Source organism: Pannus brasiliensis CCIBt3594 (genome assembly GCF_036688125.1).
GTDB classification, from domain to species: Bacteria; Cyanobacteriota; Cyanobacteriia; order Cyanobacteriales; family Microcystaceae; genus Pannus; species Pannus brasiliensis.
In genome coordinates, this window is the sequence record NZ_JBAFSM010000006.1 from 69,278 (window position 1) to 96,264 (window position 26,987).

The 26,987-nt window shown below is 52.6% G+C and carries 28 protein-coding genes; 19 read left to right on the forward strand and 9 right to left on the reverse strand.

Annotated elements, in window-relative coordinates; genetic code table 11:
• Positions 1 to 54: 54 nt before the first annotated feature.
• The 5 genes from V0288_RS04815 to V0288_RS04835 all read left to right on the forward strand — a co-directional run bounded on the left by V0288_RS04815 (position 55) and on the right by V0288_RS04835 (position 6,088).
• A complete protein-coding gene (locus V0288_RS04815) occupies positions 55 to 1,689 on the forward strand; it encodes a vanadium-dependent haloperoxidase (RefSeq protein ID WP_332863894.1) in 1,635 nt (544 codons plus the stop codon).
• Positions 1,690 to 2,509: 820 nt separating this feature from the next.
• Positions 2,510 to 3,229 carry a hypothetical protein gene (locus V0288_RS04820; protein ID WP_332863895.1) on the forward strand — a complete coding sequence of 240 codons (720 nt, stop codon included), beginning with the start codon at positions 2,510 to 2,512 and terminating at the stop codon, positions 3,227 to 3,229.
• A gap of 348 nt (positions 3,230 to 3,577) precedes the next feature.
• Positions 3,578 to 3,844, forward strand: coding sequence for a MoaD/ThiS family protein (locus V0288_RS04825; RefSeq protein ID WP_332863896.1), 267 nt, complete (start codon positions 3,578 to 3,580; stop codon positions 3,842 to 3,844).
• A gap of 174 nt (positions 3,845 to 4,018) precedes the next feature.
• Positions 4,019 to 4,882, forward strand: coding sequence for a hypothetical protein (locus V0288_RS04830; RefSeq protein WP_332863897.1), 864 nt, complete (start codon positions 4,019 to 4,021; stop codon positions 4,880 to 4,882).
• Positions 4,883 to 4,930: 48 nt separating this feature from the next.
• A complete protein-coding gene (locus V0288_RS04835) occupies positions 4,931 to 6,088 on the forward strand; it encodes an acyl-CoA dehydrogenase family protein (RefSeq protein ID WP_332863898.1) in 1,158 nt (385 codons plus the stop codon).
• Here the strand turns inward: V0288_RS04835 and V0288_RS04840 are convergent.
• Entirely contained in the window at positions 6,069 to 6,746 is a 678-nt protein-coding gene (locus V0288_RS04840; RefSeq protein WP_332863899.1) for a ComF family protein, read from the reverse strand. The genes V0288_RS04835 and V0288_RS04840 overlap by 20 nt on opposite strands.
• Positions 6,715 to 7,008 carry a DUF1816 domain-containing protein gene (locus V0288_RS04845; protein ID WP_332863900.1) on the reverse strand — a complete coding sequence of 98 codons (294 nt, stop codon included), beginning with the start codon at positions 7,006 to 7,008 and terminating at the stop codon, positions 6,715 to 6,717. The genes V0288_RS04840 and V0288_RS04845 overlap by 32 nt, the downstream gene beginning before the upstream one ends.
• 276 nt (positions 7,009 to 7,284) lie before the next feature.
• Here V0288_RS04845 and V0288_RS04850 point away from each other — a divergent pair, with 276 nt between their 5' ends.
• From V0288_RS04850 to V0288_RS04870, 5 genes are all read left to right on the forward strand, one after another.
• Positions 7,285 to 7,644, forward strand: a complete 360-nt coding sequence (locus tag V0288_RS04850) for a ferredoxin-thioredoxin reductase catalytic domain-containing protein (RefSeq protein ID WP_332863901.1) — start codon at positions 7,285 to 7,287, stop codon at positions 7,642 to 7,644.
• A 12-nt stretch (positions 7,645 to 7,656) separates the two neighbouring features.
• Positions 7,657 to 8,094: a DUF309 domain-containing protein gene (locus V0288_RS04855; protein ID WP_332863902.1), complete on the forward strand. Its 438-nt coding sequence runs from the start codon at positions 7,657 to 7,659 to the stop codon at positions 8,092 to 8,094.
• A gap of 174 nt (positions 8,095 to 8,268) precedes the next feature.
• A complete protein-coding gene (locus V0288_RS04860; RefSeq protein ID WP_332863903.1) occupies positions 8,269 to 8,769 on the forward strand; it encodes an LptA/OstA family protein in 501 nt (166 codons plus the stop codon).
• A gap of 156 nt (positions 8,770 to 8,925) precedes the next feature.
• Positions 8,926 to 9,654 (forward strand): LPS export ABC transporter ATP-binding protein, encoded by a 729-nt coding sequence (gene lptB, locus V0288_RS04865; RefSeq protein WP_332863904.1) that lies wholly within the window; start codon positions 8,926 to 8,928, stop codon positions 9,652 to 9,654.
• Positions 9,655 to 9,844: 190 nt separating this feature from the next.
• On the forward strand, positions 9,845 to 11,011 hold the full coding sequence (locus V0288_RS04870; protein WP_332863905.1) for an LptF/LptG family permease: 1,167 nt from the start codon (positions 9,845 to 9,847) through the stop codon (positions 11,009 to 11,011).
• A 198-nt stretch (positions 11,012 to 11,209) separates the two neighbouring features.
• Here V0288_RS04870 and V0288_RS04875 read toward each other — a convergent pair whose 3' ends face one another.
• The gene (locus tag V0288_RS04875) at positions 11,210 to 11,569 is read right to left on the reverse strand and encodes a hypothetical protein (RefSeq protein WP_332863906.1); all 360 of its coding nucleotides are present in this window, start codon (positions 11,567 to 11,569) and stop codon (positions 11,210 to 11,212) included.
• A 472-nt stretch (positions 11,570 to 12,041) separates the two neighbouring features.
• A complete protein-coding gene (locus tag V0288_RS04880) occupies positions 12,042 to 13,046 on the reverse strand; it encodes a DUF389 domain-containing protein (RefSeq protein WP_332863907.1) in 1,005 nt (334 codons plus the stop codon).
• A gap of 558 nt (positions 13,047 to 13,604) precedes the next feature.
• Between V0288_RS04880 and V0288_RS04885 the strand changes: the two genes are divergently transcribed.
• Complete coding sequence (locus V0288_RS04885) at positions 13,605 to 14,351, forward strand: hypothetical protein (protein ID WP_332863908.1); 747 nt, start codon at positions 13,605 to 13,607, stop codon at positions 14,349 to 14,351.
• A 21-nt stretch (positions 14,352 to 14,372) separates the two neighbouring features.
• Here the strand turns inward: V0288_RS04885 and V0288_RS04890 are convergent, their stop codons facing one another.
• The gene (locus tag V0288_RS04890; protein ID WP_332863909.1) at positions 14,373 to 16,100 is read right to left on the reverse strand and encodes an ABC transporter ATP-binding protein; all 1,728 of its coding nucleotides are present in this window, start codon (positions 16,098 to 16,100) and stop codon (positions 14,373 to 14,375) included.
• Positions 16,097 to 17,329 (reverse strand): lipid-A-disaccharide synthase-related protein, encoded by a 1,233-nt coding sequence (locus tag V0288_RS04895; RefSeq protein WP_332863910.1) that lies wholly within the window; start codon positions 17,327 to 17,329, stop codon positions 16,097 to 16,099. The genes V0288_RS04890 and V0288_RS04895 overlap by 4 nt, the downstream gene beginning before the upstream one ends.
• A gap of 251 nt (positions 17,330 to 17,580) precedes the next feature.
• Here V0288_RS04895 and V0288_RS04900 point away from each other — a divergent pair, with 251 nt between their 5' ends.
• The 3 genes from V0288_RS04900 (at position 17,581) to V0288_RS04910 (ending at position 18,913) form a co-directional block, all read left to right on the forward strand.
• Positions 17,581 to 17,865, forward strand: a complete 285-nt coding sequence (locus V0288_RS04900; RefSeq protein WP_332863911.1) for a hypothetical protein — start codon at positions 17,581 to 17,583, stop codon at positions 17,863 to 17,865.
• A gap of 590 nt (positions 17,866 to 18,455) precedes the next feature.
• The gene (locus tag V0288_RS04905) at positions 18,456 to 18,731 is read left to right on the forward strand and encodes a hypothetical protein (RefSeq protein WP_332863912.1); all 276 of its coding nucleotides are present in this window, start codon (positions 18,456 to 18,458) and stop codon (positions 18,729 to 18,731) included.
• On the forward strand, positions 18,731 to 18,913 hold the full coding sequence (locus V0288_RS04910) for a hypothetical protein (RefSeq protein ID WP_332863913.1): 183 nt from the start codon (positions 18,731 to 18,733) through the stop codon (positions 18,911 to 18,913). The genes V0288_RS04905 and V0288_RS04910 overlap by 1 nt, the downstream gene beginning before the upstream one ends.
• Positions 18,914 to 19,009: 96 nt before the next feature.
• Here the strand turns inward: V0288_RS04910 and V0288_RS04915 are convergent, their stop codons facing one another.
• Complete coding sequence (locus V0288_RS04915) at positions 19,010 to 20,878, reverse strand: chloride channel protein (protein WP_332863914.1); 1,869 nt, start codon at positions 20,876 to 20,878, stop codon at positions 19,010 to 19,012.
• A 352-nt stretch (positions 20,879 to 21,230) separates the two neighbouring features.
• On the opposite strand from V0288_RS04915, the gene V0288_RS04920 reads away from it, so the two are divergent.
• Both V0288_RS04920 and V0288_RS04925 read left to right on the forward strand, forming a co-directional pair.
• Positions 21,231 to 21,731 (forward strand): phosphoribosyltransferase, encoded by a 501-nt coding sequence (locus V0288_RS04920; protein ID WP_332863915.1) that lies wholly within the window; start codon positions 21,231 to 21,233, stop codon positions 21,729 to 21,731.
• A gap of 237 nt (positions 21,732 to 21,968) precedes the next feature.
• Positions 21,969 to 22,379: a response regulator gene (locus V0288_RS04925; protein WP_332863916.1), complete on the forward strand. Its 411-nt coding sequence runs from the start codon at positions 21,969 to 21,971 to the stop codon at positions 22,377 to 22,379.
• A gap of 19 nt (positions 22,380 to 22,398) precedes the next feature.
• Here V0288_RS04925 and V0288_RS04930 read toward each other — a convergent pair whose 3' ends face one another.
• Positions 22,399 to 22,581 (reverse strand): hypothetical protein, encoded by a 183-nt coding sequence (locus tag V0288_RS04930; protein WP_332863917.1) that lies wholly within the window; start codon positions 22,579 to 22,581, stop codon positions 22,399 to 22,401.
• A gap of 152 nt (positions 22,582 to 22,733) precedes the next feature.
• Between V0288_RS04930 and V0288_RS04935 the strand changes: the two genes are divergently transcribed.
• From V0288_RS04935 to V0288_RS04945, 3 genes are all read left to right on the forward strand, one after another.
• Positions 22,734 to 23,285: a DUF2854 domain-containing protein gene (locus V0288_RS04935; protein WP_332863918.1), complete on the forward strand. Its 552-nt coding sequence runs from the start codon at positions 22,734 to 22,736 to the stop codon at positions 23,283 to 23,285.
• The gene (locus V0288_RS04940) at positions 23,286 to 24,050 is read left to right on the forward strand and encodes a sulfite exporter TauE/SafE family protein (RefSeq protein WP_332863919.1); all 765 of its coding nucleotides are present in this window, start codon (positions 23,286 to 23,288) and stop codon (positions 24,048 to 24,050) included.
• A gap of 73 nt (positions 24,051 to 24,123) precedes the next feature.
• Positions 24,124 to 24,852 (forward strand): Uma2 family endonuclease, encoded by a 729-nt coding sequence (locus tag V0288_RS04945; RefSeq protein ID WP_332863920.1) that lies wholly within the window; start codon positions 24,124 to 24,126, stop codon positions 24,850 to 24,852.
• Between the two features lie 55 nt (positions 24,853 to 24,907).
• Here V0288_RS04945 and ligA read toward each other — a convergent pair whose 3' ends face one another.
• Positions 24,908 to 26,917, reverse strand: coding sequence for an NAD-dependent DNA ligase LigA (ligA, locus tag V0288_RS04950; protein ID WP_422661903.1), 2,010 nt, complete (start codon positions 26,915 to 26,917; stop codon positions 24,908 to 24,910).
• Positions 26,918 to 26,987: the final 70 nt, after the last annotated feature.

Genomic DNA, 26,987 nt, shown 5'->3' on the forward strand with positions numbered 1-26,987 from the left:
TCTCGACTATAATTTAGGGAAATCGGACTAAACTCGAAGATTTTCCTGCCAATTATGAATAAAAGATTATTTTTAGGGCGGCTCGCGCCCTTGGGATTCATCGCGTCCTTGTGCCTCGCCGCGTCTCCGGCGGGGGCGGTTACGGTGGTCAGTCAATGGATGAGTACCGCTCGACAGGGCGTGGTCAACCGACCGCAGGGGCCGACCGTCGCTTCCCGGCTCTACGGACTGCTCGGAACGGCGATGTACGATGCTTGGTCGGCCTACGAGGCCACGCCCATCAGCACTGTATCGGGCGATAGCCTACAACGTCCGCTCGTGGAAAATACCGAGGCTAACAAGACCGAAGCGCTCAGTTACGCGGCATTTCGCGTTCTCTCGAACCTTTTACCCTCGGAAACCGCCTTTTTTAGCTCCGTATTAACGGGTCTAGGTTACGATCCCAATAACACCACGACCGACACCAGCACCGCGGCGGGTATCGGTAACGTGATGGCGCAGACCTTAATCAACTCTCGCCTGAACGATGGTTCCAACCAAGCGAACAACTACGCGGATACCTCCGGCTACACCACCCCCAACACCCCGGAGCAGGTCGTCGATATCACGCGCTGGACACCGGAACACGTCCCCATCGATTCCACCTCACCCCTACAAAAGTACCTAACCCCCCAATGGGGAGGCGTTCAATCCTTCTCGCTCACCAATAACGCCCAATTCCGCCCCCCCGCTCCCGAGCCTTTTCTCCTCGACCCTAACGCGACCGCGGATTTACAGGCGAAAACGATCACCCGGGCCGATAATACGGTGGTTCCCATCAGCGCCGCTTTAATCGGGGTGGATATCAATCCCGCCTTTATCCAACAGGCGGTGGACGTGGTGAATTTGAGCGCCAATTTAACCGACGAGCAGAAATTGATCGCCGAATTCTGGGAAGATGGCGGCGGAACTCCCTTCCCGCCCGGTCACTGGATACAATTCGGGGAACTCGTCTCCGATCGGGATAATCATACCCTAGACCAAGACGCTCAGTTATTCTTCGCTCTCGGTAACGCGGTCTTCGACGCGGGCATCGCCACCTGGGAATCGAAAAGATTCTATGACTATACCCGTCCGGTGCGGGCGATCCGAGAGCTAGGTCGTCTGGGCCTGATCGGTACGGACAACGGGAGCGGTGTTTTCGAGATCCAAGCGTGGGCGGGCCCGGGTTTAGGCACACAAACCATCCCCGCTACCGAGTTCATCACCTATCAAACCCCCGGCGGAAATCCCTCGCCGCCTTTCCCCGAATTCACCTCCGGTCATAGCGCGTTCAGCGCGGCGGGCGCGGAAATTCTCCGGCGCTTTACCGGCAGTGATTTCTTCGGGAAATCGGTAAGTTTCGCGCCGGGTAGCTCGAGTTTTGAACCGGGGATCACCCCGAGTAGTCCCGTAACGCTCTCCTGGAATACTTTTTCCGATGCCGCCGACCAATCGGGAATCTCGCGTCGGTACGGGGGGATTCACTTTGAAGACGGGGATCTTTTCGGAAGACAGTTAGGCCGGAGCGTGGGAACCAGCACTTGGAATCGCGCTCAATTTTTCATTAGCGGCGGGGTGGCCACTCCCGAACCGAGTCAGATCGTCGCGCTTTTGGGCCTTGGTGGCTGTTTTGTCGCCGCGCGCCTGAAAAAAGCGATCGAGAAGTAATTCTGTGTGTTTTCGAGGGGTAGCCTCTCGATCGGTCTTTTCGACAGGCTGAATGGATAAGAGAACGGAAGCCATCACCACGAAAGAGCTTGAATGTTTCCTAACCATTCTTCGCGATCGATTTTCCGCTCTGAATGACGGGATCGCTTCTTCCCCGTCGTCACGCGAGAAATCGTCTCTAGTCTTTCTCCCCGGAACTCGTAGACGTTGGAGAGTTTTCTCGTCGTCCGGGATGACGGAACGGGGGCAACGATCGCGACCTCTCGAAAACTTCGGTTTTCTATTCTCGCGAAAAGAGAGGATAGCGCCCTCGACAATTTTTTCTAGATAACGAATACCCTCGCGGTTCTCCGTCCCTGAAATCCGCCGCTCTCGGTTACTACCGACGCGGTTCGGGGAAGGGGGAACCGCTTTCACTATCGGAAAAGAAAAACGATCGCCCGACATTTCTACTGGAATCAATTTTTCGCTTTGAATGGCTTCTAGAACTAGGGGGATTACCATAACACTTATCTCTTGTAAATAGGTTATTGTCTGTTAAAGTCAGGAATATAGTATTTTTCATCAATTTTCATTCGCTTTTTGTACTTTTGTATTGAAAGAAAATAATTCAAAAATACAGCAAAAAGATAGACAAAATGTATTTAAAAGAATGTCCCGATCAATAGACTGTAAATTTAATCATGATTTAAAGATTACGGTCTTGAAAACTCTTGACGATCGAATAAAAGTGATGCTAGGTTATTATGCAGAGATCGAGGAAAAATAACCTCGATCGAAGAAAAACCGTTGGAGTTTGGATCGACTCAAGGAGAAAGCCTTGTTGAAAAAGTTTTTGCCATTAACCCTTCTCGGATTCTTCTCGATCGTGCCGAGCGTCGGCGCGAACACCTTTACACAAACCACGTCAACCCTGGATCTACTCAACGGTCTCAATCCGATCGCCGGTTCTAACGCGCAACTCACGAGAGATACCGCGACGAATCAAGTTAGCTACACCATCAATACGAATAGTCTTCCCGAAGGAGCCTACACGAATTGGTGGGTGGTCTTTAATAATCCTTCCGCTTGCGTGGGTGGTTGTGGCGAAGACGATTTTGCCCGGCCCGGAGTTGACGCGTCCGCGTTTTACGCCACGGGAAACGTGGTCGGTAGCAACGGGATCGGCAATTTTACCGCTCAAGTAGGACTCAACTCTTTACCCACCGGTTTCGATCAAGTCCTTTTCGGAAACGGTCTCACGAATCTTCTCGGCGCGGAAATTCAAACGGTCATTCGTTGGCACGGGCCGCTGAGTTCCGATCCCGCGCTCGCCGCCCTACAACTCAACAGTTTTAATGGTGGATGCACCACGAATGGTGGCGTGGACGGTTTATTCGCCTGTCAGGATCGACAGCTCACCGCTTTTGCCGCGGTTCCCGAAAATATGAGTCCGCTACCGATCATCGGAACGGCGATCGCCTTCGGGATCTTCGCGGGAGCCAAACGGAAAAGATCGACGAGCGATTTGACCGCTCCCGGACGGGAAGCTCGAAAGTAAAGAACGAGACAGGTCTATCGATCGAGAACGGTTTTTCCCCCTCGCGATCCGATACAGAATCTGTACAGCGGTTCTTCGATCGGGAAAAAATATAGATCGCGACCGTAGGGCGAGACAGAAAATCCCGTAATTTTCGAGGGATTAGCTTTTCGCCGATGGCTTACCGATCGATCGGGATTCTCTACGAGAACCGCTATCCCGCGCCCTTTCCCCCAAGAAAATCTCGCGAGCGAGAACCGCGGAGAGTAAAGACAACCGAGAAATTTTCCGTTTTCCCGCGAGAAATTTTCTGGAAAAAACTCGAACCAGACCGACTCTCGAACCCTTCATCATCTGGAGAAATCAACGATGAATATTTCATTTTCTGGAACCCTGCTTCGATTCGTGGATTACCAAAAAGAAATTTCCCTAGAAGCGGAAACTGTAGAACAGGCGCTCGGTCGCGTTACGGAACAATACCCGGCCCTGCGAACCTCTCTCTACGATGCCGACGGGAATGTTCGGAAAGTTCACCGACTCTTTTTAAACGGGGAACAACTTCTCGGAAACGAAATCGAGCGACCGCTTCAAGAAAATGATAGCCTGCAAATTCTAACGGCGATCGCCGGTGGTTAGAAGCTCTCGATCTCTCGAAAAATCACCGAGAGAGGGAATAGACTTACGGAGCCTATTTCCAGATCGGTTCGGTTTAACACTTTAGAACTATACTTTATTTTCCTAACCCGGTTCCCTAACCATACCCGTGTACCGAGAGAAAAAACCTTCCTATTGAACTTAAGGCAAAAACTCATGACTATCGCGATCGAAGCTCCGATCGCTACCAGAAGTAGCGAGGTAGAAATAGCGGCCTGTCCCACTTTTTTTACTCCCTTTCAAATGCACACGAGGGAAATTTTACAGGTAGGGTTAAACGGATGGGCGAGATGGTTACGCGATCACCTCATCAGCGTTCAGGGTTTAGTGGAAAAATATCAGACCAGTATGGTCGTGGCGATGGCGCGGGCGCACTACACGGACAAGTTTACCTTTCACGATAGCGACACCATTAAAATTGTCACCACGGCCACCTGTATTAAAGGTGGGGTTTTGCTGGAAATGCCCTCGATTTTCTTCGCGGGCGATCGAGAGGTCGCGCGGGTAAAAATCGCTCTACGTCCCGTTACCATTACCGACACGGTTAGTTTAGGGGCGAAACCGAGTCGATTACCGGAAGAGGTTTACCATTTATTTAAACCGGGAGAAATTTCCCGAACGATCGATCGTCCCGTACAGACCCTTCTCAAACAGATTGAGGAATCGGGAGAGGGGGAATCGATCGCGGAACACCGGTATTCTTTTACCCTACACCGTCACGCGATGGATTTCGCGGATCAGTGGGCGTTCATGGAAGCTTCCGCCTATGTCGGCGCCAGTCGCGAAACCTTAGTCCTCGCGAAAATGTCCGGCGATTCCCGTTTAAAAGCCGGGTTAAGCCATCCGCTCCAACAGTTCGATATCGAGTTACACCGTCCCTATTTTCTCTTCGATGAAGGGGTGGTCGATACGAAAGCGTATTTTTGGAACGGACAATTGGTTTTTATCCATCGTCTATTGGGCTACGGGACGGGAACGGAAGAAGTTCACGCGACCGCGATCGAGCGAATGGAGATTTAATCCGCATCGGTCTACCGTATCCCTGTCAGCGATTAGGAAATATCCGCGATGATGAATCACGATCTTCTCGCTCAAAAAATCGCCCGCGAGGTCGATGAGCTTTTTGGCAAATTTATTCAAGAGGAAATTAATCCTCAAGTTTTAGAGAGAGACGAGAAGGGAATTTGCTTATCGGCAGAAATTCTCGATCGGGCCTGTAAATTAGGCATGACCTCCTATCCGATCCCCCGGGAATTGGGCGGGGGTGGGGCGAGCCTACTAGAATGGGGCCTGATGCTGGAAAGAGTCGGTTATCTCTGCCAGGATCTCTCCTTTCCCTTCGTGATTTCCTTGCGCGGTTCCGTGATGAAAATGATCTATAAAACCGGCCGCCAAGACCTGATCGACCGCTATCTCAAACCGATGATCGCCGGGGATCGGGTTCCCGCTTTCGCGTACACCGATGGAGCCGATCCCTTCTCGTTTAAGACCGTGGCGAAAGATACCGACGGGGGTTATCTTCTCACGGGAAAAAAACTGTTCACGACCGGGGGAGCGAACGCCAATACTTTGATGACCTACGCTCGCTATCAAAAGAACGGTTTTGACGATCTGAAGGTATTGTTAGTCGATCGGAATTGGCCCGGCGTGGAAGTGATTCCCCTGCCGATGGCCGGCTGGCGCGCCGCGGGAATCTCTACCATTCATTTTCACGATGTCTACGTTCCGGAAGAAGCGGTCATGGTGGCGACGGACGGTTTAAGCCACGTTCAAGAGTTTTTGAACGCCCGACGGGCGATTCTCGTCAGTCCGGTACTGGGTCGAATGCAGGCGATCCTCGAAGATTGCACGCGGTATCTGGGCGGTTCTATCCGCTACAACCGACCGCTAACCGTCATGCAGGGGGTACAGGCGGAAATCGGACGGATGTATAAATTAGTGGAAACCAGTCGGGCGATCGTCTATCGCGCCCTCGAAAACCAATCGATCGAGCGCGACGATCCGTTATGGGACCCGATCACCAGTCTCGCCAAATCCTACACCACCGATAGCGCGATCCAGCTCGTTTTAACCGCGCAACGGGTACTAGGAGGGGCCGGACAACTCAGAACCAATCATTACGAACGCTATCTACGGGATTTTTGCGGGTTAATCCCCGGTGGGGGGGCGCAGGGAACGCTAGACGTGGATTTAGGGGTGGCGGTGATCAGCCGTTACGAGGCGTGACGTTCGGTTTTTCGACGGTTCTCGGACTGGATAGGGCGATCGCTCCCGCGACCCGGTACCCTTGTTCCCGTAACACCCGCGCCGCCTCTCGAACCGTCGTTCCCGTGGTATAGATATCGTCGATCAGCAGGATCGGGGCTTCTTTCGCGAGTCCCTTGCCGATTTGGAAAGCTTCGCGCAGAGTTTTCCCTCTTTCTTCGGGAGAGAGGCCGAAAAGCGCGACCGTATCCCGTACCCGCGTCAATCCGGACGGGTGGAGAGAATATCCGGACAGAGAACAGAAGCCGCGACCGATCGCCTCGGCCTGGTTGAATCCCCGCTCCTGTAAACGTTGACGGTGTAGGGGGATCGGGATCACCGCGTGGCGGGTGCCGGTCACGATCCCGGACGCGCGCCAACTCTCGGCGATCCAGCGTCCGAAAACGCGGCCGAGATCGGGGTGGCGATCGTATTTCAGGGCGGCGATCGCCCGTTTTAACTGTCCCTCGTAGCGTCCCCAGACGAATAAAGGAAGATCCCCGCGCCAGAAAACACGGGGATTCGGGTAACGATAATCCCGTAATCGTCGTTGGCAGTCCCCGCAGATTTCCCCCTCGCGGGGACGCTGGCAGAGGGGACAGGGGGATTTAAGAAATAAACCGAGAAAAGGTTCTAGCATGGGGGAATAGGGAGATCGGGGGGTCGCTACCGTCCTCGAAAACCGTTAACGCGTGGGGATCGGCCCGCTCGATCGAGAGACTGATCCCCCGCGCTCCCTCCTCTTCGAGATCTTCGAGATAACCGCCCTGTTCCTGTCTCGCTTCCTCGAAAGAATCGAAAGGGCCGAAATAGTAGAGACAATGGGGAGATACGGTGGTGATTTTCACCCACCAAGGAGTATTCTCGCCGTTCGGGGTTCCGTTGGATAGAAAAGATAGCATAGTCGTGGTCGGTTATAGGAATTCGCCTCGGATCGAGGGAGCGAGGAAAAAAGCGAGACAGAACACTTTCTGACCGCTCTCGATCGTCAACAATAAAGAACAAAACCCCGGCGTGTTCGGGATTTTCTCGTCTTCACCCTAACAAGGGGATCGCTCCCGCGATCGGAAGAAATTCTAAAAATTCGTCCCGATCGAGGACGGAAAAACGATGGGAGCGCTCGATCGGGAGTGGTATAATAGAGAACCATTACTGACGCGGAACGCCACGAAATATTTATGACAGAAAGCGCGAACGAAGAAAAAACCCTAGAAGCGATGAAACATTTCGCCGAACAGTACGCGAAACGAACCGACACCTATTTCTGTAGCGATCTCTCGGTTACAGCCGTGGTGATCGAGGGGTTAGCCCGTCACAAGGAAGAATTAGGTTCGCCCCTCTGTCCCTGCCGTCATTACGAGGACAAGGAAGCGGAAGTCAGAAACACTTTCTGGAACTGCCCCTGCGTGCCGATGCGGGAACGGAAAGAATGTCACTGTATGCTGTTTATCACTCCCGATAACGAGTTCGCCGGCCGGGATCAGGATATTTCCCTCGACTATATCAAACAGATTCGGGAAACGATGAAAGGACATTAGTGACGACCGCGCATGACTTCCCCCGCTTTCTGGCAAGGAATCGACGAATTTAACCGGCAGGAGTTTTACGCCTGTCACGACACCTTCGAGGCTCTGTGGATGGATTCCGTGGAGCCTCACAAAACGTTTTATCAGGGGATCTTACAGATCGCGGTCGGGTGTTACCATCTGAAAAACGGCAACGGACGCGGCGCGACGATCCTCCTCGGCGAAGGAATCCGGCGGTTATATTCCTACCCGGACGATTACGGTGGGATCGATCTGGCGAGATTGCGGGAGGAAAGTCACGCGTTACTGACCTTTCTGCAAGAGATCGACCCCTCGCGATTGCCGGCGATCGTGGAACATCTGAAAAATCCCCCGGAACCTTCGCCCTCTCCCCCCGATCGATCGATCGTTCCCCTACCGAAAATCCACGAGAGTCATCGGCCGGGAGGAAAGGGCGATTAGCGGGAGGCGGGAGTTAGGGGAAAGGGGAAAGGAGAATGGATGAAAAGTAGTCTTTTCCCTATTTTCTGAAAAGCCGATCGCTTGACCGGAAAACAGACCGTACCTAAAGCCCGTAAAACTCACTATTTAACGAGTAAATTGGTAAATGAAATCATGTTTATTTTGAAAATCCCTATGACAAAAAAACAGGAGCGCGCTCGGGGTTGGCTCGTCTCCCTCCTCTCGACGGGTTTGGTAATCGGATTGGGAACCGGGGCGCCGCTAGAAGCACAACAGCCCCTGCAACCGGGCAACGCCATGACGGTTCGATCGGACATTCAGGAAGCTAACTCGAAAACCGGCGTGATCACCGCGCGGGGAAACGTACAGGTATATTATCCCGCCCGCAAGATTCAAGCGACCGCCGCTCAGGCTCAATACTTCAGTCGGGAGCGTCGTCTGGTGATGACGGGCAATGTCTACGTTTTACAAGAAGGTAACAGCATCCGTTCCGAGACGATCACCTATCTCGTCGATGAGGGGAGATTTATCGCCACTCCCCAAACCAGTCAACAGGTAGAATCGATTTATTTAGTCCAAGATAACCCGAATCCCGCTCAACCGGGCGCTTCTCCCGCTCCCGCCCCCGTTCCCTCCCCCTCCCTTCCCGCCGCCCCGACGATTAACCCGCGGTGATGGGAAGATGGGGGGTCGGGGAGATGGGGAAATTTTTCGGGGCAAAGGGACCCGGGAAAAGGGAAAAGATCTTTCTGAATTTTTTCCCCTTTACCCTTTCACCTTTTCCCTGCCTCGCCTCCTGGCTCCTGACTCCTTAGATAAAAGAGAGCGATCGTGACCTTAGTTTTAGAGAATATCCATAAAAATTACGGGAAACGGCTCGTGGTCAATCGGGTCAGTATTACCGTCGCGCCGGGGGAGATCGTCGGTTTACTGGGGCCCAATGGCGCGGGTAAGACGACCACGTTTTATATCGCCACCGGACTGGTCAAACCCGATCGAGGTCGGGTGTGGCTCGATCGACAGGAAATCACCAAATTACCGCTCGATCGACGGTCGAGGTTGGGAGTCGGCTATCTCACCCAGCAGGCCAGTATTTTTCGCTATCTAACCGTCGCGGAGAATATCCAACTCGCCCTAGAACAATCGGGGGTTCCCTTCGCCCAACGCGCGAACCGTCTGTACGAGTTAATCAAAGAATTCCGTCTCGATAAAATCGTCCGCACCAAGGGAGCCTACGTGTCGGGGGGGGAACGGAGACGGACGGAACTGGCGAGAGCTTTAGCCGTCGGGGAACGGGGGCCGCGGTTCCTGTTGCTGGACGAACCGTTCGCGGGGGTCGATCCGATCGCCGTCTCGGAGATTCAAGCCATGATCGCCGGGTTACGGGATCGTCAGATGGGTATCCTGATCACCGATCATAACGTGCGGGAAACTTTAGCCATCACCGATCGAGCCTACATCATGCGGGAGGGACAAATTTTAGCCGCCGGTAATGACGAGGAACTGTACGAGAATCCCCTCGTGCGCCAGTATTATTTAGGAGATAAGTTTTTAAAATAGATCTTTATTTCGGGAGTAGAAGGCGGGAGATGAAAGAGATGAAAGGGAAAAGGGCAAAGGCTAAAGGGTAAATGATGAAAGGCTTAAGAAAGCTCTTTTCCCTTTCCCCCTTCCCCTTTTCCCCTTCCCCGAAAAACTCCCCATCCCCCCGCTCCCCGCTCCCCCCGATCCACCCTCACCGACTCGGATAATGAAAGCTGGCAATTTACAGGCGAGATTTAGCAATATACCCGGTTTGAGCTTATTAGATCGCTATATCTTTACCGAGTTAATTCTGCCGTGGCTGTTCGGTATGGGATTATTTAGCTCTCTCGGTGTTGCGATCGGGACATTATTCGATCTGGTGCGTCGGGTTACGGAATCCGGTTTACCGCTGACGCTGGCATTGAAAATTCTCGTTTTGAAAATGCCGGAATTTATCGTGCTGGCGTTTCCCATGTCGATGCTGTTGGCGGCTTTAATGGCCTATAGTCGTCTGGCCAGCGATAGCGAGATTATCGCCTTCAAAAGTATCGGGATTAACGCCTATCGTCTGGTGATCCCGGCGGTGATTTTAAGTTTGGTGGTGACGGGTTTAACCTATCTGTTTAACGATTATGTCGCGCCCGCCGCGAGTTACGAGGCGAACGCCGCGCTGACGAAAGCCCTACGACCGAATCGCAAAGCCTTTATCGAGGACAATATTATCTACCCGGAATACGGGCAAATCCGGCAAGAGGACGGGAGCGATCGAACTGTACTGAGGCGGTTATTTTACGCCGAGCGCTTTAACGGGGAGCGGATGGAGGGATTGACGATCCTCGATCGAACCCAGCCGGAAGTGAATCAGATTATCACCTCGGAATCGGCCGCCTGGAATATCGAGCGGAATATCTGGGATTTTTATAACGGGACGGTTTATTTAATCGCCCCCGACGGTTCCTATCGCAATATCGTCCGTTTCCAGCACCAACAGTTAGCCCTTCCCAGCGCGCCCTTAGATCTCGCTTTTCGCGCGAGATCCGGGACGGAAATGACGTTAAGACAGGCGCGGGATTATTTAAAAATCCTTCGGTTAAGCGGCAATCCGACGAGGGTTCGCAAACTAGAGGTACAGATCGAGCAGAAAATCGCCCTTCCCTTTGTCTGTCTGGTATTCGGACTGATCGGCGCGGCGATCGGGTTACGCCCGCAAAACGCCAATAAAGCGACCAGTTTCGGCATCTGTATCGTGTTGATTTTCGCCTACTATCTCCTCTCTTTCGTCACTACCTCGCTGGGGGTCGCGGGGGCTTTGAGTCCCGTGATGGCGGCCTGGCTTCCCAATCTGCTCGGTTTGACCGCGGGAGGGGTTTTATTGAGCCGATCGGCCCGATAATCCGGGATTCTCTCGGGGGAAGGCATTTAGCGATCGGCTTTTCAAGAGAACCAAGACCGATGTTCTAAAAACAAGAGACTCGCCAGTAATGGGAAAAGGTTAAAGGGAAAAGGTGAGCGGGATTTGCCTTTTTCCCTTTTTTCCCGTATCCCCGCTACGGCGTTCAGAAATTCGGTATAAGCTCGGTCTCCCGGCAGATCATCGATCGCGCGGGCGGTAATCCGGGCAGTCAACAGCTCGATCGGTGAGCGCGTCGGAGGGACGGACCGCGCATTTTAAATACACGTTATTGGAAAAAAAACGACAGGACGCGCAGGGGGTCGCTTTGCCAAGAGCGGCCGCATTTTCATCCTCTTCTCCCCTCCCGTTGTTTCTCGGTATCTTAAAAAATCTTAATAACAAAAACAGTAAAAGGGGTATACCGAAGAGCAGACCGATTTCTAGGTTTTGAACCGAAACTTTTTCCGATCGAATATTATCGGGTTTCTGAACGATGAAAGGTCTTCCCTCGGATAGTCGCGAGATTTTTGCCGCGGTTAAACGCTCTAGATATGGCATAGTAAATTTATGTTATTGAGTCGATCGATAGTTTTTTTTTGATCGAAAAGCCTATCTTTTAGGATAATAACTCATAAAAATCAGGCTTGATAGACAAAATCGCTCGGCGGGAAAAATATTTTCCCGCTCGGTATTTAGCCGAAATTACCAAAATTGTTCTTAGATCTATTCTAGCCAATGAATTTTTTTTTGTTCCCCGATCGCCCCCGATCGGCGCGCGAGAAAACACGTATATACCGATACTATTACGGAGAAGAATTCGTAAATATTTTTGTAAATTTATCTCTTTAGAGAGAAGATAGAGCGATCGATAGGGCGATCGGCGGAAGGTATCTTATTCCCGAGAGGTTCGTACTCGTACCGAACCGTTTTTCCCGTGGAAAGGGGGGGCTTGTACCCGATCGACCCCGGCGAAAAGCCGACCGTCTCCCGCCCGCTCCGACTTTTTCCCGGCGATCCCGATGGTTCGCTCTCACTCTGTACGCTCTCCGTCTTTCGTCCCCTCGTTTTCGCCGCGCACTTCCTCCACTTGTCCCACCTCGAAGATCAGGGTAAATTTCTGGTTCATTTCCCGCTCGATAAATTTTTCGAGTAACGTCACCTGTCGGGGGGTGAGGGGTTCCCTCGATCGAACGTGTAAACGGATTTCCGGCGGACGGGTTAACCAGTTCGTCTCGCTATTCATCAGGTCGAGACGCTGGAAAGTGAGGGTTCGATCGACCAGCGCGCGGCGTAAACTCGTCTCTAGATGCGCCTGTTGCACCAAACGGGCGAAACTAATCCCGAGCGGGAGGACGAGCGCCGCCGTGAACACGAACGTGGAAATAATGACTTTTTTCGCCCGACGGAAGGACGCGTAACCGGTCAGCAGGAACGCCAGCATACAGGAGAGGGCGATTCCTAGCAGGTTCGTCAGGTAGAGCAGGGTCGCGCCAACACTCAAGGACGTATCCCCGCTCGCCAATCCCAAACCGACGACGCAAACCGGCGGCATCAACGCGACCGCGATCGCCGTTCCCGCGAGACTCCCGGAGATTTTCGGCTCGACCTTGGCATAGCCGCTAATGCCTCCCGCGGCCACCGCGACCCCCAGATCCAGCAAGGTCGGCGCGGAACGGGCCCACACCTCGCTCCCGTAGCTAGACAGACCGACGATCCGGCCGAGGCTATAGGAAATGATGATCGCGACTACCGTACCGATGGCGACCGAGATCACCCCTTTTTTGAAGAGAACAGCATCGCCGGCCAGCGCGCCGAAAGCGAGTCCGCGGATCGGCATCATCAAGGGGGCGATAATCATCGCGCCGATAATCACCGCGGCGCTGTTGGAAAGTAGGCCGAAAGTGGCGATCGCGCAGGAACTAATAATCAGAACGAGATAGGGCGAATCGAACCGGGATTCCGATAGTAAATCTAGTTGAAGTTCTTGGAGTCGATCGGGATCGGCTTTTTGACGCGAGAAGGGGAAACGGTACACGATTACCTCATGATTCGGGGTCGGGTGGGGCTAGAAGGCGGGAGGCGGGAGGGGAGTCAGTTTTTCATTGATAAAAGTTCTTTTCAGCATATAAGCATATAACGGATTCTCGCGCGAGTACGAACTATCTCGATCGAGCGGGTGTTCGCGTTTTTCTAGACCGGATAATAGGGATGTTTTTCTCCGTTCGATCGAGTTTTAGAAATGCGAGGTTTCTTAACATTTTTTTATCAAATTTTTTCTAATTTTCGCGTTCGATCGGGGAACGTTAGGGATAGATTAGCTTTCCTCGCACCGACCATGACGAATATTTTTCTCCTTCCCTTTCAGAATTTACAATCCGAAGATTGTTTTACCGCTTGTCTAGAATATTTACTCAACCGTGTCCCCGATATCGGTCAACAATTTGTCGATACTCTATGTTTGTCTACGGAACTACCATCGCCTAAGTTCCAAAAAGCGATCGATCATCCCTTTCTCGATACGAATAATCGTCCAGATCTCTTATTAGAATGCGATGAGTTTAACATTATTTGCGAACATAAACTAGGGAGTGGTTTGGGCGATCGTCAACTCGAACGCTATCTAGATCTGGCGAATCGACAACCGAAAAAAACCTATCTCGCCTTCATCTCTATTGACGAAATAACGATTTCGGACGATGCTTTACAGTCTGAAAACTACCTTTCTCCCGATCTTTACTCTCATTTTCGCTGGAAAGATTTCTATCCATTGGTTTTAAACAGTAACGATCCACTCGCCCGCGAATTCACGGAATTGATGCTCTGTCTCAAAATGAATCCGCCAGAAAAATTTGAGGGCTGGGAAGATCTATCATCTAATCCAGCCACGTTAGAGAAATTTCAAGAACAATGGAGAGAAGTAAGCGATCACTTTAAAAAAATGGGTGCGATTTGTCGCCCTTACAGTAGCAAGAAACCAAATTTTGGGATCAAATATCCCACCCATTGGTTACATCTTCTCTACTTATATATCGAGGGACCGAATTTAGAGGGGTTGGTTTGGCTTCCGAAAAATTCTCCTTATCTTCACGCTTTTGAAAATTTAGATGAAGGTTTTCTAAGCCAAGAAAATCGCTATATTGAAATGATAGGACTAGAGCCAGAGAAAGCACCGTGGAAAACGAAAGACAATCTCGATCCTTATAGTGTTGCCATCTATATCATCCCTTTAGCCGATGTGTTATCTCCCAATCTAGCCGTCACTCGAAAAGCGTTACTCGATGTCGCTGTCGCCATTTTCGACCACGCGCGAGGGGTAATCGAGAAACGCGCTCGCCCTTAATCGCTCGCCCCCCCGAATCCCCTACGATTTAAACTGTTGACGATAGAAACTCGCGTAGCGTCCGTCCAGCGCCAGTAATTCCTCGTGGGTTCCCGATTCCACCACTTGCCCCCCGGAGAGGAAGAGAATCCGATCGGCCCGACGTACCGTACTCAACCGATGAGCGATAATAAACACCGTCCGGTTTTGCATGGCGCGTTCTAGAGCCTCCTGAACCAGCGCTTCCGATTCCGAGTCTAGCGCGGAGGTCGCTTCATCGAGGATCAGAATCCGCGGATCGAGTAAAATGGCGCGCGCGATCGCGATCCGTTGTCGTTGTCCCCCGGAGAGATTCGCGCCGCGTTCCCCCACCCACGCGTGATAATTTTGGGGGAATTTGGCGATAAATTCGTGCGCGTTGGCGATTCGGGCCGCTTTCTCGATCGCCTCGAAATCCAATTCCGTCTGTCCGTAGGCGATATTCCCGGCGATCGTCCCCGAAAATAGTAAGGTATCTTGCGGGACGATGCCGATCTGTTTGCGGAGACTCGATAGCGTCACATCCCGCAGATCGAACCCGTCTATAAGCACCTGTCCGGACGAGGGATCGTTAAAGCGCAAAAGCAAGTTCATCATTGTCGTTTTTCCCGCGCCGGAAGGGCCGACTAGCGCCACCACCTCGCCGGGGGAAACGATCAGAGAAAGATCCTGTAAAACGGGTCGATCGCTCTGATAGGCGAAATAAACGTCGCGATACTCCACTTTTCCCGTCACGGGGGGTAATTCGATCGCTCCCGGTTTCTCCAGCAGGGTGGGACGCGCCGCGAGCAGTTCAAACACCCGATCGACCGAGGCTTCCGCTTGCTTGAACTCGTTGTAATGGTTCGTCACCAGATCGATCGGGTGCAGGAGAAGCGCGACCGCGGCCAGATAACTGATCAACGCCGCCGGGGTTAGGTTATTATTGGCGATTTGCCAGCCTCCGATGAGAAAAAGGAGCATAATGCTCACCGCTTCTAGAAATCCCACCACCGGGTACTGGATCGCTTTCAATTTCTCCGCCCGATAGCGGTATTGGCGATTTTGTTCCGCTTCCTGACCGAAACGCGTTACCTCGTAGGGGCCGGCCGCGAAAGCCTGCACCACGCGCATACTGGAAAATACTTCGGTCAGTAGGGAGGACAGGTTAGAAATCTGGCTTTGACTCTTGCGGGAGAGAACCAACAAGCGTTGACCGAATTCCCCGATTAACCAAGCCATTAACGGCGCGAGAACCAAACTAGCGGCGGTTAATTGCCAATTTAACCAGAACATATAGATGGGGATGGCGATCAACTGCAAGACGCAAGAGAGAAACTGTTGGGAGATCTTGTTCACCACCTCGCCGATTCGATCGATCTCCTCGGTCAGCCGGTAGGTCATATCCCCCGTGCGCGCGCCTTCAAAATAATCGAGGCCGAGACGGTGTAGGTGCGCGTAGACGGCCCGACGCAGATCCAGCGTCATCTTTAACGCCGCGTCCATCATCAGCACGTTTTCTAAATACTGGAAGACGCTACGGACTAGAAAAGCGATCGTGGCGATACCGATCCAGTAAGCCACCTGGGGAACGTTACCCTCGCCGACATATTTGGCGACCAGTCCCGCTAGAACGGGCAGGGATAAGGTAGCCAGCACGTATCCCAAAATACAGACGAAACCCCGAATAAATAGCGATAGATGGGGCGCGATAAAGGGTTTTAGTTGCCAGTAACTCGATCGGGTTTTCATATTCCCGCGCCTCCGGTGATATTGACAGTTTCCACGGGGGTTTCCCCTAACGTTTCCAAGAGATAACGGGCGATCCGGAAAGACGCGCCGGGAGTTCCCAATCGATCGATCCCGTTTTTGACGCAGGCCGCCAGATATTCCTTATCCGCGAGCGTTTCCAGGACTCCGCGCGCCGCTTGTCGCAGGATTTCCGGTGTCGCGGGTTCGGTTCCGATCGTCTGTGCCGAGATCCCTAACAGCCTCGTCTGCGCTTCCGCGAACGCGTAGGTAAATTGTGGCCCCTTGCCGGGGATTTGAATGACCGGTTTGCCGATGGCGACCGCTTGATCGACGGCTAATCCGGCCATCCCGATAACGAGGGTGGTTTTATGCAGGATATCGTTAAACGCGTCGTTGTAACAGCGTATTTCGACTTCTGCCGAAGGATAGATGATTTTTTCACCCTCGTACTGCCAACCTTCCCCCGTGGCGATTTCCGGTAATTTCGCCATCAATCCCGAAACGAGCGCGGCGCGAAATTGTACCGATCGGGGAGGGGAGATTTTAGCGATCTCTACGGCTAAACGCAACTGTAAACGCAGATTGTCCTCGGCTTCCGGCAGTCGCGAACCGGGCAGGAGCGCGAGCATGGGAACACCGGGATCGAGGTGTAAATCTTTGCCGGTCGGGAGCAGTCGATCGAGCGAGGGAATCCCGCCGAATTGTACCTTACTCAAGCCTTGCGCCTGTAAATCTTTGGCGGTGTACGGATCGCGGGTAAAAACGGTCAAACAACGGGGAGAACGGAGAATGAACTTGAGAATCGGGTCGAGATTTAATCTTCCTTCGTAGAGGCTGGAAAGACAGGAGATAAAGGAAACGAAGGGACGGCCGGTAAGATAGGCGAAGGATTGTCCCACCCCGTCGCCGGTCGCGTGGATCAGGTCGCAATCGCGCGCGACTTTCCGGACGGCCTGTAATTGTTGCCAGGTGAGGCCGAGTAGTCCCGCTTGGATGTCTTTAAGCAGGAGTAGACGATTCATGTAGGAGAAACCACCGGAGGGCAGGTTTCGCGTCGGGCCGATAATGGGGATATGTAAGCGTCGGTAGGCTTGTCCTTCCCCGACGAGAGGCATGGCGACGATCTCGATCGAGGGACAGAGTTCCCGTAGCGTCTGAATAATATAAGAAGAGTGGTTGTCCTCTCCGTGTCCGTTACTGATAAATAAAATTCGTTTAGAAAAGGTCATGGGTGAGCGCGATCGAGGGGATCGGCGATCGACGGGCCCGATCCGGTGGTGTACGGTTTCAGAATATCCTCTCACGATCGGGCGTAAATCCGCGGGTCTTTTTCCGATCGGGGGGGATTCGTTCTACTCTAGCGGGTCGATCGACATGACCGCCTCGATCGTTCTTTCGTTCCGGTAGGGGAATTCTCGGCGCGAGTTTTTCGGGGCGATCGGGGAACTCTAGTATATGTGGGCTATCATAAGCGATATAGATGATGACCGACCACAATCCTGAAGATACTTCTTTGGGAATCTATTTTTTTCAACTTTTCGAGCCGTTCGGGGGCGCGGGAACGACCTATCTTGTAGCGGAGCTTAAAAAACGCCATTGGATCGGCATCGAGATCGGGGCGGTCGAGGATATTTTAGAGCGGTTTCAAAAAATCGATCGAGAACGAGAATATTTAACCCGTATCCGAGAAAATATAATTGTTTATTCACGGAAAAAACGGTACGAAAAAGAATCCGACGAGGACTATGGACAAGCGATTCCGTAAATATCAGCCCTCTTGAAAATCCAAAAATTAAGCCGAAGACAAGCTCGATTCAATACGAGCTAGAATTGTAAAAATCTGTAACTATAAAAGTTTTTAGAATTGTTCGATAATCCAGCCAGAACCTGGCTTTTGTTGAACCTTTACCGGAAGAAGAAAACCGGACTCGGTTGATCGTGTCGGGGCCGCGAAACCCAACAAGACACCCCTCGGCGTTTAGGTTTTCCCTCGTCACCCGCGACCTACGGAAAAAAAATTGTCCTACCGTACCAAGGCTAGGTTTATTTCGTGGACTTTTTCAGCAAATCCTACTTATTCATGCAAGAGGTCTATCGTACTTGATTTTCGCGAAAAGCACTATACAAATAAAATGGATAGAATTGCCAATTTTACTCGTTTTTTAGGCTATGATTCTTTTATTCTTCTCCTGAATCCTAAATGATGTCCGCGCGAGAGAGTTTCGATTTTGGCAAGAGATCTACGATAGGAGCGGTCTAATGGAAATTCAAAAACAGCCCCTCAAAGATATCGCGACCTGGATGAAACCGGACGATCCGAGCGAATTACCGGAAATCTTGTAGGGTATCTTTTATATGGACGGGAACGTTTTTGCCGATGATTGTCTCACGATGTCCGGGGGAAAATGGAACCCCGACGAACTCACCTTAACCCTTCCCGTTTTCGCGCCGAAGGTCTGGACTTTTCACGATTCCGACGAAGGGAAAAACTTACTGGATTCCGTCGTGAATCACCGCTTGATCTATGTAATCCGATTTACCGATCGAACCTTATACCACGCCCGCATCACGCCCGCATCACGCCGATATGGGACGATATACCCGTCCCCCCGGAGCGCGTGGTATTTTTGATGGATATAGATGAACGAGCGCCGGATGGAGATATCTGGTATCGCACCAATAGTTTTGGCGGGAAACCTCCCGAAAAAGCTTATACACTCCGTCGTATCGCCGATGGAGACGGCAAGTATAAACCGGCTTTTCAAGAGATGTTCGCGAAAGTTGGCGAGTATTGTTTAGTGATCTCTTCTTGATGGCGAGAGAGTGGCCGCGGGCAGATCTCGCTCGCGAGATCGGGTCCGGTATAGCGACCTCGCGAGCGGAAGAGCGTGCGCGAGAAAACCTCGCTTTTAGCGATCGATCCCCCGGGAATCCCCTCGCTTTAAAACCGCCTCGGTTTCCGCTAATTCCCCCGCGAGAGAGATGCGGTGTTTTTCCACCACCCCGACAATCCGGGAAGATCGATCGCTCTCCACGACCGGCAATAGATAGATCCCCCGCGCGGCCATCTGTTTCAACGCCTCCGAGAGCGGTTGGGACGCGTGGGCGCTGAGAATTTCCGTGGTGCAGATCCGTTTAATTTCGGGATCTAACTCCCGGATTTCCTCGTCGCCGCTTTCTATCTCCAACAAATTCCGCCGCGCGTCCCCTAGCGAGAGAATCCCGATCGCCTTATCCCCCTCCATCACCAGCGTCGCGTGACACTTCTTCTCGATCATCGTTCGGGTCGCTTCCCGTAGACGGGTATTCGCCGGTAAACCGAGATAATTGTCCTCCATCACGCTCGATACCGGCACTCCCTGCAAGATCTCCAGCGCGCGCGGTTCCTCCACGTCGATGCCCATCTGTTGCAAGTTTAACCCCCCGACCGATTGAAGCGATCGCGCCTGTTCCAGCACCCAGATACAGATCCCGACCGCGATCATCACCGGTAAAATCACCTGATAGTTCCCCGTTAGCTCGAATAACAGCAGGATCGCCGTTAACGGGGCTTTCACGCTTCCCGCCAAAACCGCCGCCAGTCCCACCATCGCGGCGATCGGCGGACTCGGCGCGAATGCCGCTAAACCCGCCGGCAGTAACACCGCGAGAACCTTCGCGTACAGCGCGCCCAAACATCCCCCGAGAAACATCGCCGGCGCGAAAATTCCCCCCACGAAACCGCTACCCAAACTGAGCGCCGTCGCCAACAGTTTCACGCCCAACAGTAGGGATAATTCCTCGATCGAGAGTTCCCGGCCCGCTAGAATCGAGGCCAGGGTTCCGTAACCGACCCCGAGAACTTCCGGGAGGAATAGAGCGATCGCACCCAATAATATCCCGCCGATCGTCGGTTTGAGAACCGCGGGCAAATTTCCCACCCATCGCCATCCCGCGATCTCCCCCGCGAACAGCGAATCGCCGATTTGAATCCCCCGCGTGAACACCAGCGAAAATACACTCGCCAGTAAACCCAATCCCAAATACACCACCCCCTCCCACAACCCGGAGAATCGGTACTCCGGCAGGTATAAAGCCGTATGTCCCCCGGCAAAAAAACGGGACACGATATCGGAGACGACCGCGGACAGTAACAGCAGACTGAGCGCGGGACTGGTGAACGCCGAACCGAGAACCACTTCCAGCGCGAAAAACACCCCGGTAATCGGCGTGTGAAAACCCGCGGCCAATCCCGCGGCCGCCCCCGCTCCCAGTAGTAAACGGTAGCGATCGTGAGAGACTTTAAAAGATTGCCCTAATAACGCGCCCGCGCTCGCCCCGATTTCCACGCTGGGACTCTCCGTACCTAGAGAGGCGCCGGTTCCCAGGGAGATAGCGGCCGCGAGCATTTTGATCAACGGTCGCCAGGGAGATATGGGCGTTCCTCTCGTCTGGCCGAGCGAGGTCAGGGATTTTTGCCCGAAAATAGCGGGGAATAGCGCGCGCGTGCAACCGACGAGAATACCGCCGAGGACGGGAACGAGCGCCACCATCCAGAAACCCCATCCGGACAGGGTTCCGAGGAAGTTTTTAAAGGCTAGGGTCTCGAAAAAACCGATGAGAAAATGAAACAGGATAATTCCCAATCCCGATCCCGTGCCGATGAGAAAAGCGGACACGAGAAAGGTTAATTCCGGGGTGGGTTGCCAGCGATCGAGGAATCTCGTCAGGCGGGACGAGAGCGAGGGGGATGAACCCGAAGAATCTAGAACGGGAGATTCAATGAGTTTAGTTGTCATTCACGCGGAAGGGGCAACCGCTAAAGGGGGATTTTAAAAATTAGAGGGATTAGAAAAGATTTTACTCGTTTTTGACCCTTTCTAGATGATCGGAATCAGGGCTTGACTTTCGGGCTAGTTTGTGTATATCCAGCTTTCCCAGGAATCCCTATCCGCCTCGATCGAGGACAGTAGCGAAGCTCGTTCCCTTATCTATCTCTCGACTCTAATTCTATACCTCTCGCGGCTCGATCGTCAGGGGGATCGGCGGGGTTTCCCGTATTTTCCCGCGATGTCCCGGAATCTCGTTCGGGGGATAGCGTTTAAGGTTATGATCGCGTCGAAAGCCGACCGAAATTATTGAAAATCTACCATGTCCGATCTCTATGTTTCTTGGGAGGAATACCACCGTCTGATCGAGCGATTAGCGGTACAGATCGATCGCTCCGGGTGGCAATTCGATCAGATCGTCTGTCTCGCGAAAGGGGGGTTACGAGTCGGGGATCTTCTCTGCCGTCTCTTCCGTCAACCCCTGGCGATTCTCTACGCGTCTTCCTACGGGGGAACCAACAACCAGCTACGCGGCGAGTTAAAAATCTCCTCTAATCTCGCCATGACGACGGAAACTTTAGGAAAACGGGTTCTTTTAGTAGACGATCTCGCCGATTCCGGGATCACCCTCGAAAAATCCCTACGATGGATCGAGGAACGTCACTCGATCGACGAGATCCGATCGGCCGTGATCTGGTGTAAAGGCGCGTCCGTCATTAAACCGGATTATTACGTGGAGTTTCTGCCCGATAACCCGTGGATTCATCAACCTTTCGAGCGATACGAACGGATAACACCTAAAGACTTAGAAGTGGGAGAGTAGGGAGCGGGGTGTGGGAAGATGGGGGAATTTTTCGGGGAAAAGGGAAAAGAGCTTTCTTCATTCTTTCTCCTTTACCCTGTCTCCTCTCTCATCCCCCTCACCTCCCTATCTCCCTCTATCTCCCTATCTCCCTCACCTCCCTCACCTCCCTCATCTCTTTCCCTTGATAGAAGGCGAGAGGGAAAAAAACTCTTATATTGGTAAGGAGTGAGATTTTATGGGATAACAGAACCGCAAATGAAGTCAGCCGATCGAATCCGAGTTTTGATAGCCGACGATCACGAGTTAACCCGTTTAGGCCTACAGGCCTTAATTGCCGGGTGGAGTCGTTTCGAGGTGGTCGGGGTCGCCGTCAATGGCAAACAGGCGATCGAGCTAGTCCGGCAACTGCAACCCGATGTGATCGTTCTCGATCTACAGATGCCCGCACTCGACGGACTCAGCGCCGCTACCCCGATCAAGCAATTCGCCCCCGCGACGCGTATTATCGCGTATACTTCCGTGGCCGACCCCCAGATCGAGGTGATGACGCAAACCGCGCCGATCGATCTCTATTGTCCGAAAGATATCTCTTCCCAAGAACTGATCGAGGCGATCGAGACCTTGGGAAGTCTAGCGAGATCCGGACAAACTCAATTAATCGGGTAAACGAATCGGCTAAAAATCGTTAGCCGATTCTCTCGTCGGGAAAGGTTTGGTGAAACTCGTCGAGTAATTCCTCTAATTCCTCCAGCGCCTGATCGATGTCCAGTCTTAACCCCCCGATGTCGGGTTTATCGCGCAGTCGGGTTAGATACTCTCGTTTATTGGCGATTTCGTTGACTTTCTGGATGATACTCGCTTTTTCCATGACAAACACTCCATTACTCGATCTTTATTATAAGACCATTCGCGAGATTCGTTAGCCCGATCGGCGAAGAGCGGAAAATTTAGCTTCCGTATCCAGCACCCGACACCCTGCTATAATCTCTCAAGGCTAACGCGCGAGATAGAACACTTTTCATGCTGAGAAAAATTCGATTATCCTCCTTCGGTTTGATAGTAGGGAGCGTTTTAACCGTTATCGGTGTGGTAGCCTACGCGGAGGGAAACGCGACCCTGAATCTAGCGGGTTTCTTCTACGGATTCCCTTTATTATTGGGGGGATTGGCGTTAAAAGCGTCCGAGATTAAACCGATTCCTTTCAGCCGACCGACCACTCCGGAAGTCTTAAAACTCCGACAACAACAGGCTACCGTCGCTCAAAATAAACTGCGTAACGATGTTACCCGTTACCGTTACGGACAAGAAGCGCACCTCGATGAAGCGTTAGAAAAATTGGGTTTGAGTCCCACCGACGAGGAAAGACCGGTATTAATCGGTATTCGCGAGACGGCGATCGATTCCGCGTACTGTTTTATCCTAGAGTTCGAGTCTCCCCTTCTCCCTTTAGAAAAATGGCAGGCGAAAAAGGAGAAAATGGAAAAATATTTCGGGCCGGGGATTCGAGCGGAAATTAGCCAACCGAGCGAGAATCGTATCGATCTCGCGCTAATTACCCTCCCTAGCGCGTAGATGCTGACTCTAGGGCAATATAGCCTCGTCGGACTCGCTTCCGTAGCGGCGGGAATGGTGAACGCGCTCGCCGGTGGTGGCAGTCTGATCACTTTCCCGACGCTAGTGGCCGTCGGTATTCCCCCCGTGGCCGCGAACGTGACGAACACGGTAGCATTATGTCCCGGTTATCTCGGCGCGGCGATCGCCCAGAAGAAAGATTTAAAGGGACAGAAACATCGGCTGTACCTGTTACTTCCCGCGGGGGCATTCGGTGGAATTCTCGGCGGAATCCTGCTGTTAAATACCAGCGAGAGGCTTTTCGATATTCTCGTCCCGTTTTTAATCCTGCTCGCTTCCGGTTTACTCGCCTTTCAAGATCCCCTGCGCGGTTGGTTGAATCGACGACAGCGAGGGAAAAGCGCGGGAGTCCCGGAAAGTTGGGCGATTCTGCCGATCCTGATCGCATCTATCTACGGGGGGTATTTCGGCGCGGGATTGAGCGTGATCGAGTTAGCGGTCTTGGGCGTGTTTTTACCGGATAACTTGACCCGACTCAACGCGTTAAAACAGGTTCTCTCGCTCGTGGTGAATGTCGCGGCGGCGTTATTCTTTCTCTTTTCCGGAAAGGTGGTGTGGTCGGTGGCGATCGTGGTGGCGATCGGCGCTCTCGTGGGAGGATTATTCGGGGGGAAATTGGCGGGACGGATCTCGCCTTCCGCGTTACGTTGGACGGTAGTATCGATCGGTGTGGTAATTTCGATTCTCTATTTCCGAAAATTGTAAACGGGATCGATGGGGTTCATTTTCCCCGAGATCCCGATACAATCAAAATATCGATCGCTCTCCCCGAACGAAAATGACCACTTCCGCTCGCGTTGATATTCCCGATTCGGTAGCGGGGGAAGAAATCATCTTTCCGCCTACCGATCTCTATAGTGATGAACCTCCCTTAGAAAGTTACGCGCACCTACGCCAGATTTTCATTTTACTGACCTGTTTAGAATGGTTATGGCAGGATCGCAACGATTATTTCGCGGCGGGTAATCTAACGATTTACTATAGCCCGAACCAGAAAAAATCCGAGGACTTCCGCGGGCCTGATTTCTTCGTGGTGTTGGGAACGGAAAGAAGATTAGACCGAAAAAGTTGGGTCGTTTGGGCAGAGGAGGGAAAATATCCCGATATCATCGTGGAAATTCTTTCGAGTAGTACCGCGACGATCGATCGAACCGAGAAAAAGCGGATCTATCAAGATACTTTCCGGACTCCCGATTATTTCTGGTTCGATCCCGACAGTCTAGAATTTCAGGGATTCCGATTAATGGAAGGCCGGTACGAGGCGATCGATCCGAACGATCGGGGTCATTTGTGGAGCGATCGCTTACAATTATTTCTCGGCATTCACGAAGATCGGTTACGCTATTTTACCGCGACCGGGGAATTGGTTCCCACCCCCGAAGAAGCGGCATTACAGGAACGTCAACGAGCGGAATCCACCCGACAACAGCTAGAAACGGAACAACGGCGAGTCGAACAGTTACAGGCGCGATTGAGAGCGTTAGGAATCGATCCCGAGGAGATTTAGCGTTCGGCTTTTAGGGGATAGCCGATAGCTTCGCGGGAGAATCGATCGACAGAAATTAGCTTCCGATTAAAGCGAGTAACTGTTCTTCGGTCAGTTGTGTGATGCCGAGTTCGATCGCTTTCTCCAGTTTCGATCCCGCATCCTCCCCGAGGAGGAGATAATCGGTTTTTTTACTCACCGAACCGGTTACTTTTCCCCCGGCTTTCTCGATCAAATCTTTCGCCTCGTCGCGTTTGAGAGTGGGTAAAGTTCCGGTAATCACGAAGGTTTTCCCGGTCAGCGCGGTAGAAGTCGCTTTCGGCTTCACCGTCGCGGTTAACTGTAGTCCCGATTCTCGTAAATTCTCCACTAATTGACGATTCGCCTCGATTCTAAACCAATCGTAGACCGATCCCGCGATCTGTTCGCCGATCCCGTACACTCCCGCCAGATCCGACAGCGAGGCGGAAGAGAGCGCCTCTACCGTCGGGAAACTCTCCGTCAGAATCCTGGCATTCACCGCGCCCACGTAGCGAATTCCGAGGCCGTACAGTACCCTAGACCAGTCCTGATCTTTGCTCTCGTTGATAGCCGTAATCAAATTCGAGGCGGATTTAACGCCCATCCGGTCTAATTTGGCAATTTGTTCGATTTCGAGGCTGTAGAGGTCAGCGATCGATTTCACCAATCCATTCTCGATTAACAGAATCACCACCTTTTCCCCCAGTCCCCGGATATCCAACGCGTCGCGACTCGCCCAGTGAACCAGACTTCCGCGCAGAATCGCCGGACAGGAACTATTCACACAGCGCGTCACCGCCTCATCGAGAGGACGGACGAGAGGGGAAGCGCATTCCGGGCAAACCGTCGGCATTTCGTAGGGAATCGTATCCGGGGGGCGCAATTCCGTCAGAACCTTCACCACTTCCGGGATAATTTCCCCGGCTTTGCGAATAATCACCGTATCGCCGACGCGAATATCGAGTTCGGCCACGCGGTCGCGATTGTGTAGAGTGGCGCGCTGTACCGTCGTTCCGGCGACCTGTACCGGTTCCATCACCGCCATCGGTGTGACCGCGCCCGTCCGTCCCACGTTGACAATAATATCCTTAACGATGGTGGGGACTTCTTCCGCGGGATATTTCAACGCTACCGCCCACCGGGGGAATTTTTGCGTGAATCCGAGCCGTTCTTGCAGTGGGAAATCGTTAATTTTCACTACCACGCCATCGGTCATATAGGCGAGGTCATGTCTTTTTTTATCCCATTCCTCGTAATATTGTCCGACTTCTTCAAGGGATTGGCAGAGTTTCCGATTAGGATTGACGAGAAAGCCCATTTCTTGCAGGGTTTCTAACGCCTGCCACTGGGTACGCGCCGTCGATTCGCGTAGATGGAGAGTGTACGCGAAAAACTGGAGACGACGTTTATCGACAATTTTCGGGTCGAGTTGGCGTAGGGTTCCCGCGGCCGCGTTGCGCGGGTTGGCGAAAAGGGCTTCCCCGGCTGTCTCGCGTTCCTCGTTGATGCGGGTGAAAGTTTCGATAGGTAAGAAGGCTTCCCCGCGTACCTCGACAATCGGGGGGGGATTATCCAAGTGTAACCGGAGGGGGATCGATCGGATCGTCCGGACGTTGGGAGTAATATCCTCTCCCGTCACCCCGTCCCCCCGCGTCGCCCCGCGGACGAGATAACCATTCTCGTAAGTCAGCGCCAACGCGGAACCGTCGATTTTTAACTCACAGACGTACTCGACTTCCGGGGATTCCCCGAGTTGTCTCTGCCAGCGTCCGCGCCATTTTTCCAGTTCTTCGAGGTTGAAGGCGTTTTCGAGGCTATAGAGGGGGATATTGTGGCGAACGGAGGTAAATTGAGCGGAAATCTTATCGCCCACGCGCCGGGTCGGGCTATCGGGGCGGATTAATTCGGGATACTTTTCCTCTAGGTCTTGCAGTTCCCGATAGAGTTGGTCGTAAACGCTATCGGGCAGATAGGGGGCATCGAGGACGTAGTACGCGTAACTGGCTTTCTGGAGTTCCTCGCGCAGTTGTTCGGCGCGCTGGCCGGGGTCGATGGGGATAGACACGGTAGGGAGGGGAGATAGGGTTCGATCGATCGATACTAGCAGAATTTCTCTCGTTTTCCGCGACATTTAG

Bases quoted from the DNA above. Each gene is read 5' to 3' on its own strand.
- V0288_RS04910 (WP_332863913.1), top strand. From the start codon at position 18,731: ATGGATATAGATGAACGAGCGCCGGATGGAGATATCTGGTATCGCACC.
- V0288_RS04905 (WP_332863912.1), top strand. From the start codon at position 18,456: ATGGACGGGAACGTTTTTGCCGATGATTGTCTCACGATGTCCGGGGGA.
- V0288_RS04915 (WP_332863914.1), bottom strand. From the start codon at position 20,878: ATGACAACTAAACTCATTGAATCTCCCGTTCTAGATTCTTCGGGTTCA.
- V0288_RS04895 (WP_332863910.1), bottom strand. From the start codon at position 17,329: ATGACCTTTTCTAAACGAATTTTATTTATCAGTAACGGACACGGAGAG.
- V0288_RS04835 (WP_332863898.1), top strand. From the start codon at position 4,931: ATGATGAATCACGATCTTCTCGCTCAAAAAATCGCCCGCGAGGTCGAT.
- V0288_RS04930 (WP_332863917.1), bottom strand. From the start codon at position 22,581: ATGGAAAAAGCGAGTATCATCCAGAAAGTCAACGAAATCGCCAATAAA.
- V0288_RS04830 (WP_332863897.1), top strand. From the start codon at position 4,019: ATGACTATCGCGATCGAAGCTCCGATCGCTACCAGAAGTAGCGAGGTA.
- V0288_RS04825 (WP_332863896.1), top strand. From the start codon at position 3,578: ATGAATATTTCATTTTCTGGAACCCTGCTTCGATTCGTGGATTACCAA.
- V0288_RS04900 (WP_332863911.1), top strand. From the start codon at position 17,581: ATGATGACCGACCACAATCCTGAAGATACTTCTTTGGGAATCTATTTT.
- V0288_RS04935 (WP_332863918.1), top strand. From the start codon at position 22,734: ATGCTGAGAAAAATTCGATTATCCTCCTTCGGTTTGATAGTAGGGAGC.
- V0288_RS04875 (WP_332863906.1), bottom strand. From the start codon at position 11,569: ATGCCATATCTAGAGCGTTTAACCGCGGCAAAAATCTCGCGACTATCC.
- V0288_RS04870 (WP_332863905.1), top strand. From the start codon at position 9,845: ATGAAAGCTGGCAATTTACAGGCGAGATTTAGCAATATACCCGGTTTG.
- V0288_RS04840 (WP_332863899.1), bottom strand. From the start codon at position 6,746: ATGCTAGAACCTTTTCTCGGTTTATTTCTTAAATCCCCCTGTCCCCTC.
- V0288_RS04945 (WP_332863920.1), top strand. From the start codon at position 24,124: ATGACCACTTCCGCTCGCGTTGATATTCCCGATTCGGTAGCGGGGGAA.
- V0288_RS04940 (WP_332863919.1), top strand. From the start codon at position 23,286: ATGCTGACTCTAGGGCAATATAGCCTCGTCGGACTCGCTTCCGTAGCG.
- V0288_RS04890 (WP_332863909.1), bottom strand. From the start codon at position 16,100: ATGAAAACCCGATCGAGTTACTGGCAACTAAAACCCTTTATCGCGCCC.
- V0288_RS04815 (WP_332863894.1), top strand. From the start codon at position 55: ATGAATAAAAGATTATTTTTAGGGCGGCTCGCGCCCTTGGGATTCATC.
- V0288_RS04860 (WP_332863903.1), top strand. From the start codon at position 8,269: ATGACAAAAAAACAGGAGCGCGCTCGGGGTTGGCTCGTCTCCCTCCTC.
- V0288_RS04845 (WP_332863900.1), bottom strand. From the start codon at position 7,008: ATGCTATCTTTTCTATCCAACGGAACCCCGAACGGCGAGAATACTCCT.
- V0288_RS04850 (WP_332863901.1), top strand. From the start codon at position 7,285: ATGACAGAAAGCGCGAACGAAGAAAAAACCCTAGAAGCGATGAAACAT.
- V0288_RS04925 (WP_332863916.1), top strand. From the start codon at position 21,969: ATGAAGTCAGCCGATCGAATCCGAGTTTTGATAGCCGACGATCACGAG.
- V0288_RS04920 (WP_332863915.1), top strand. From the start codon at position 21,231: ATGTCCGATCTCTATGTTTCTTGGGAGGAATACCACCGTCTGATCGAG.
- V0288_RS04855 (WP_332863902.1), top strand. From the start codon at position 7,657: ATGACTTCCCCCGCTTTCTGGCAAGGAATCGACGAATTTAACCGGCAG.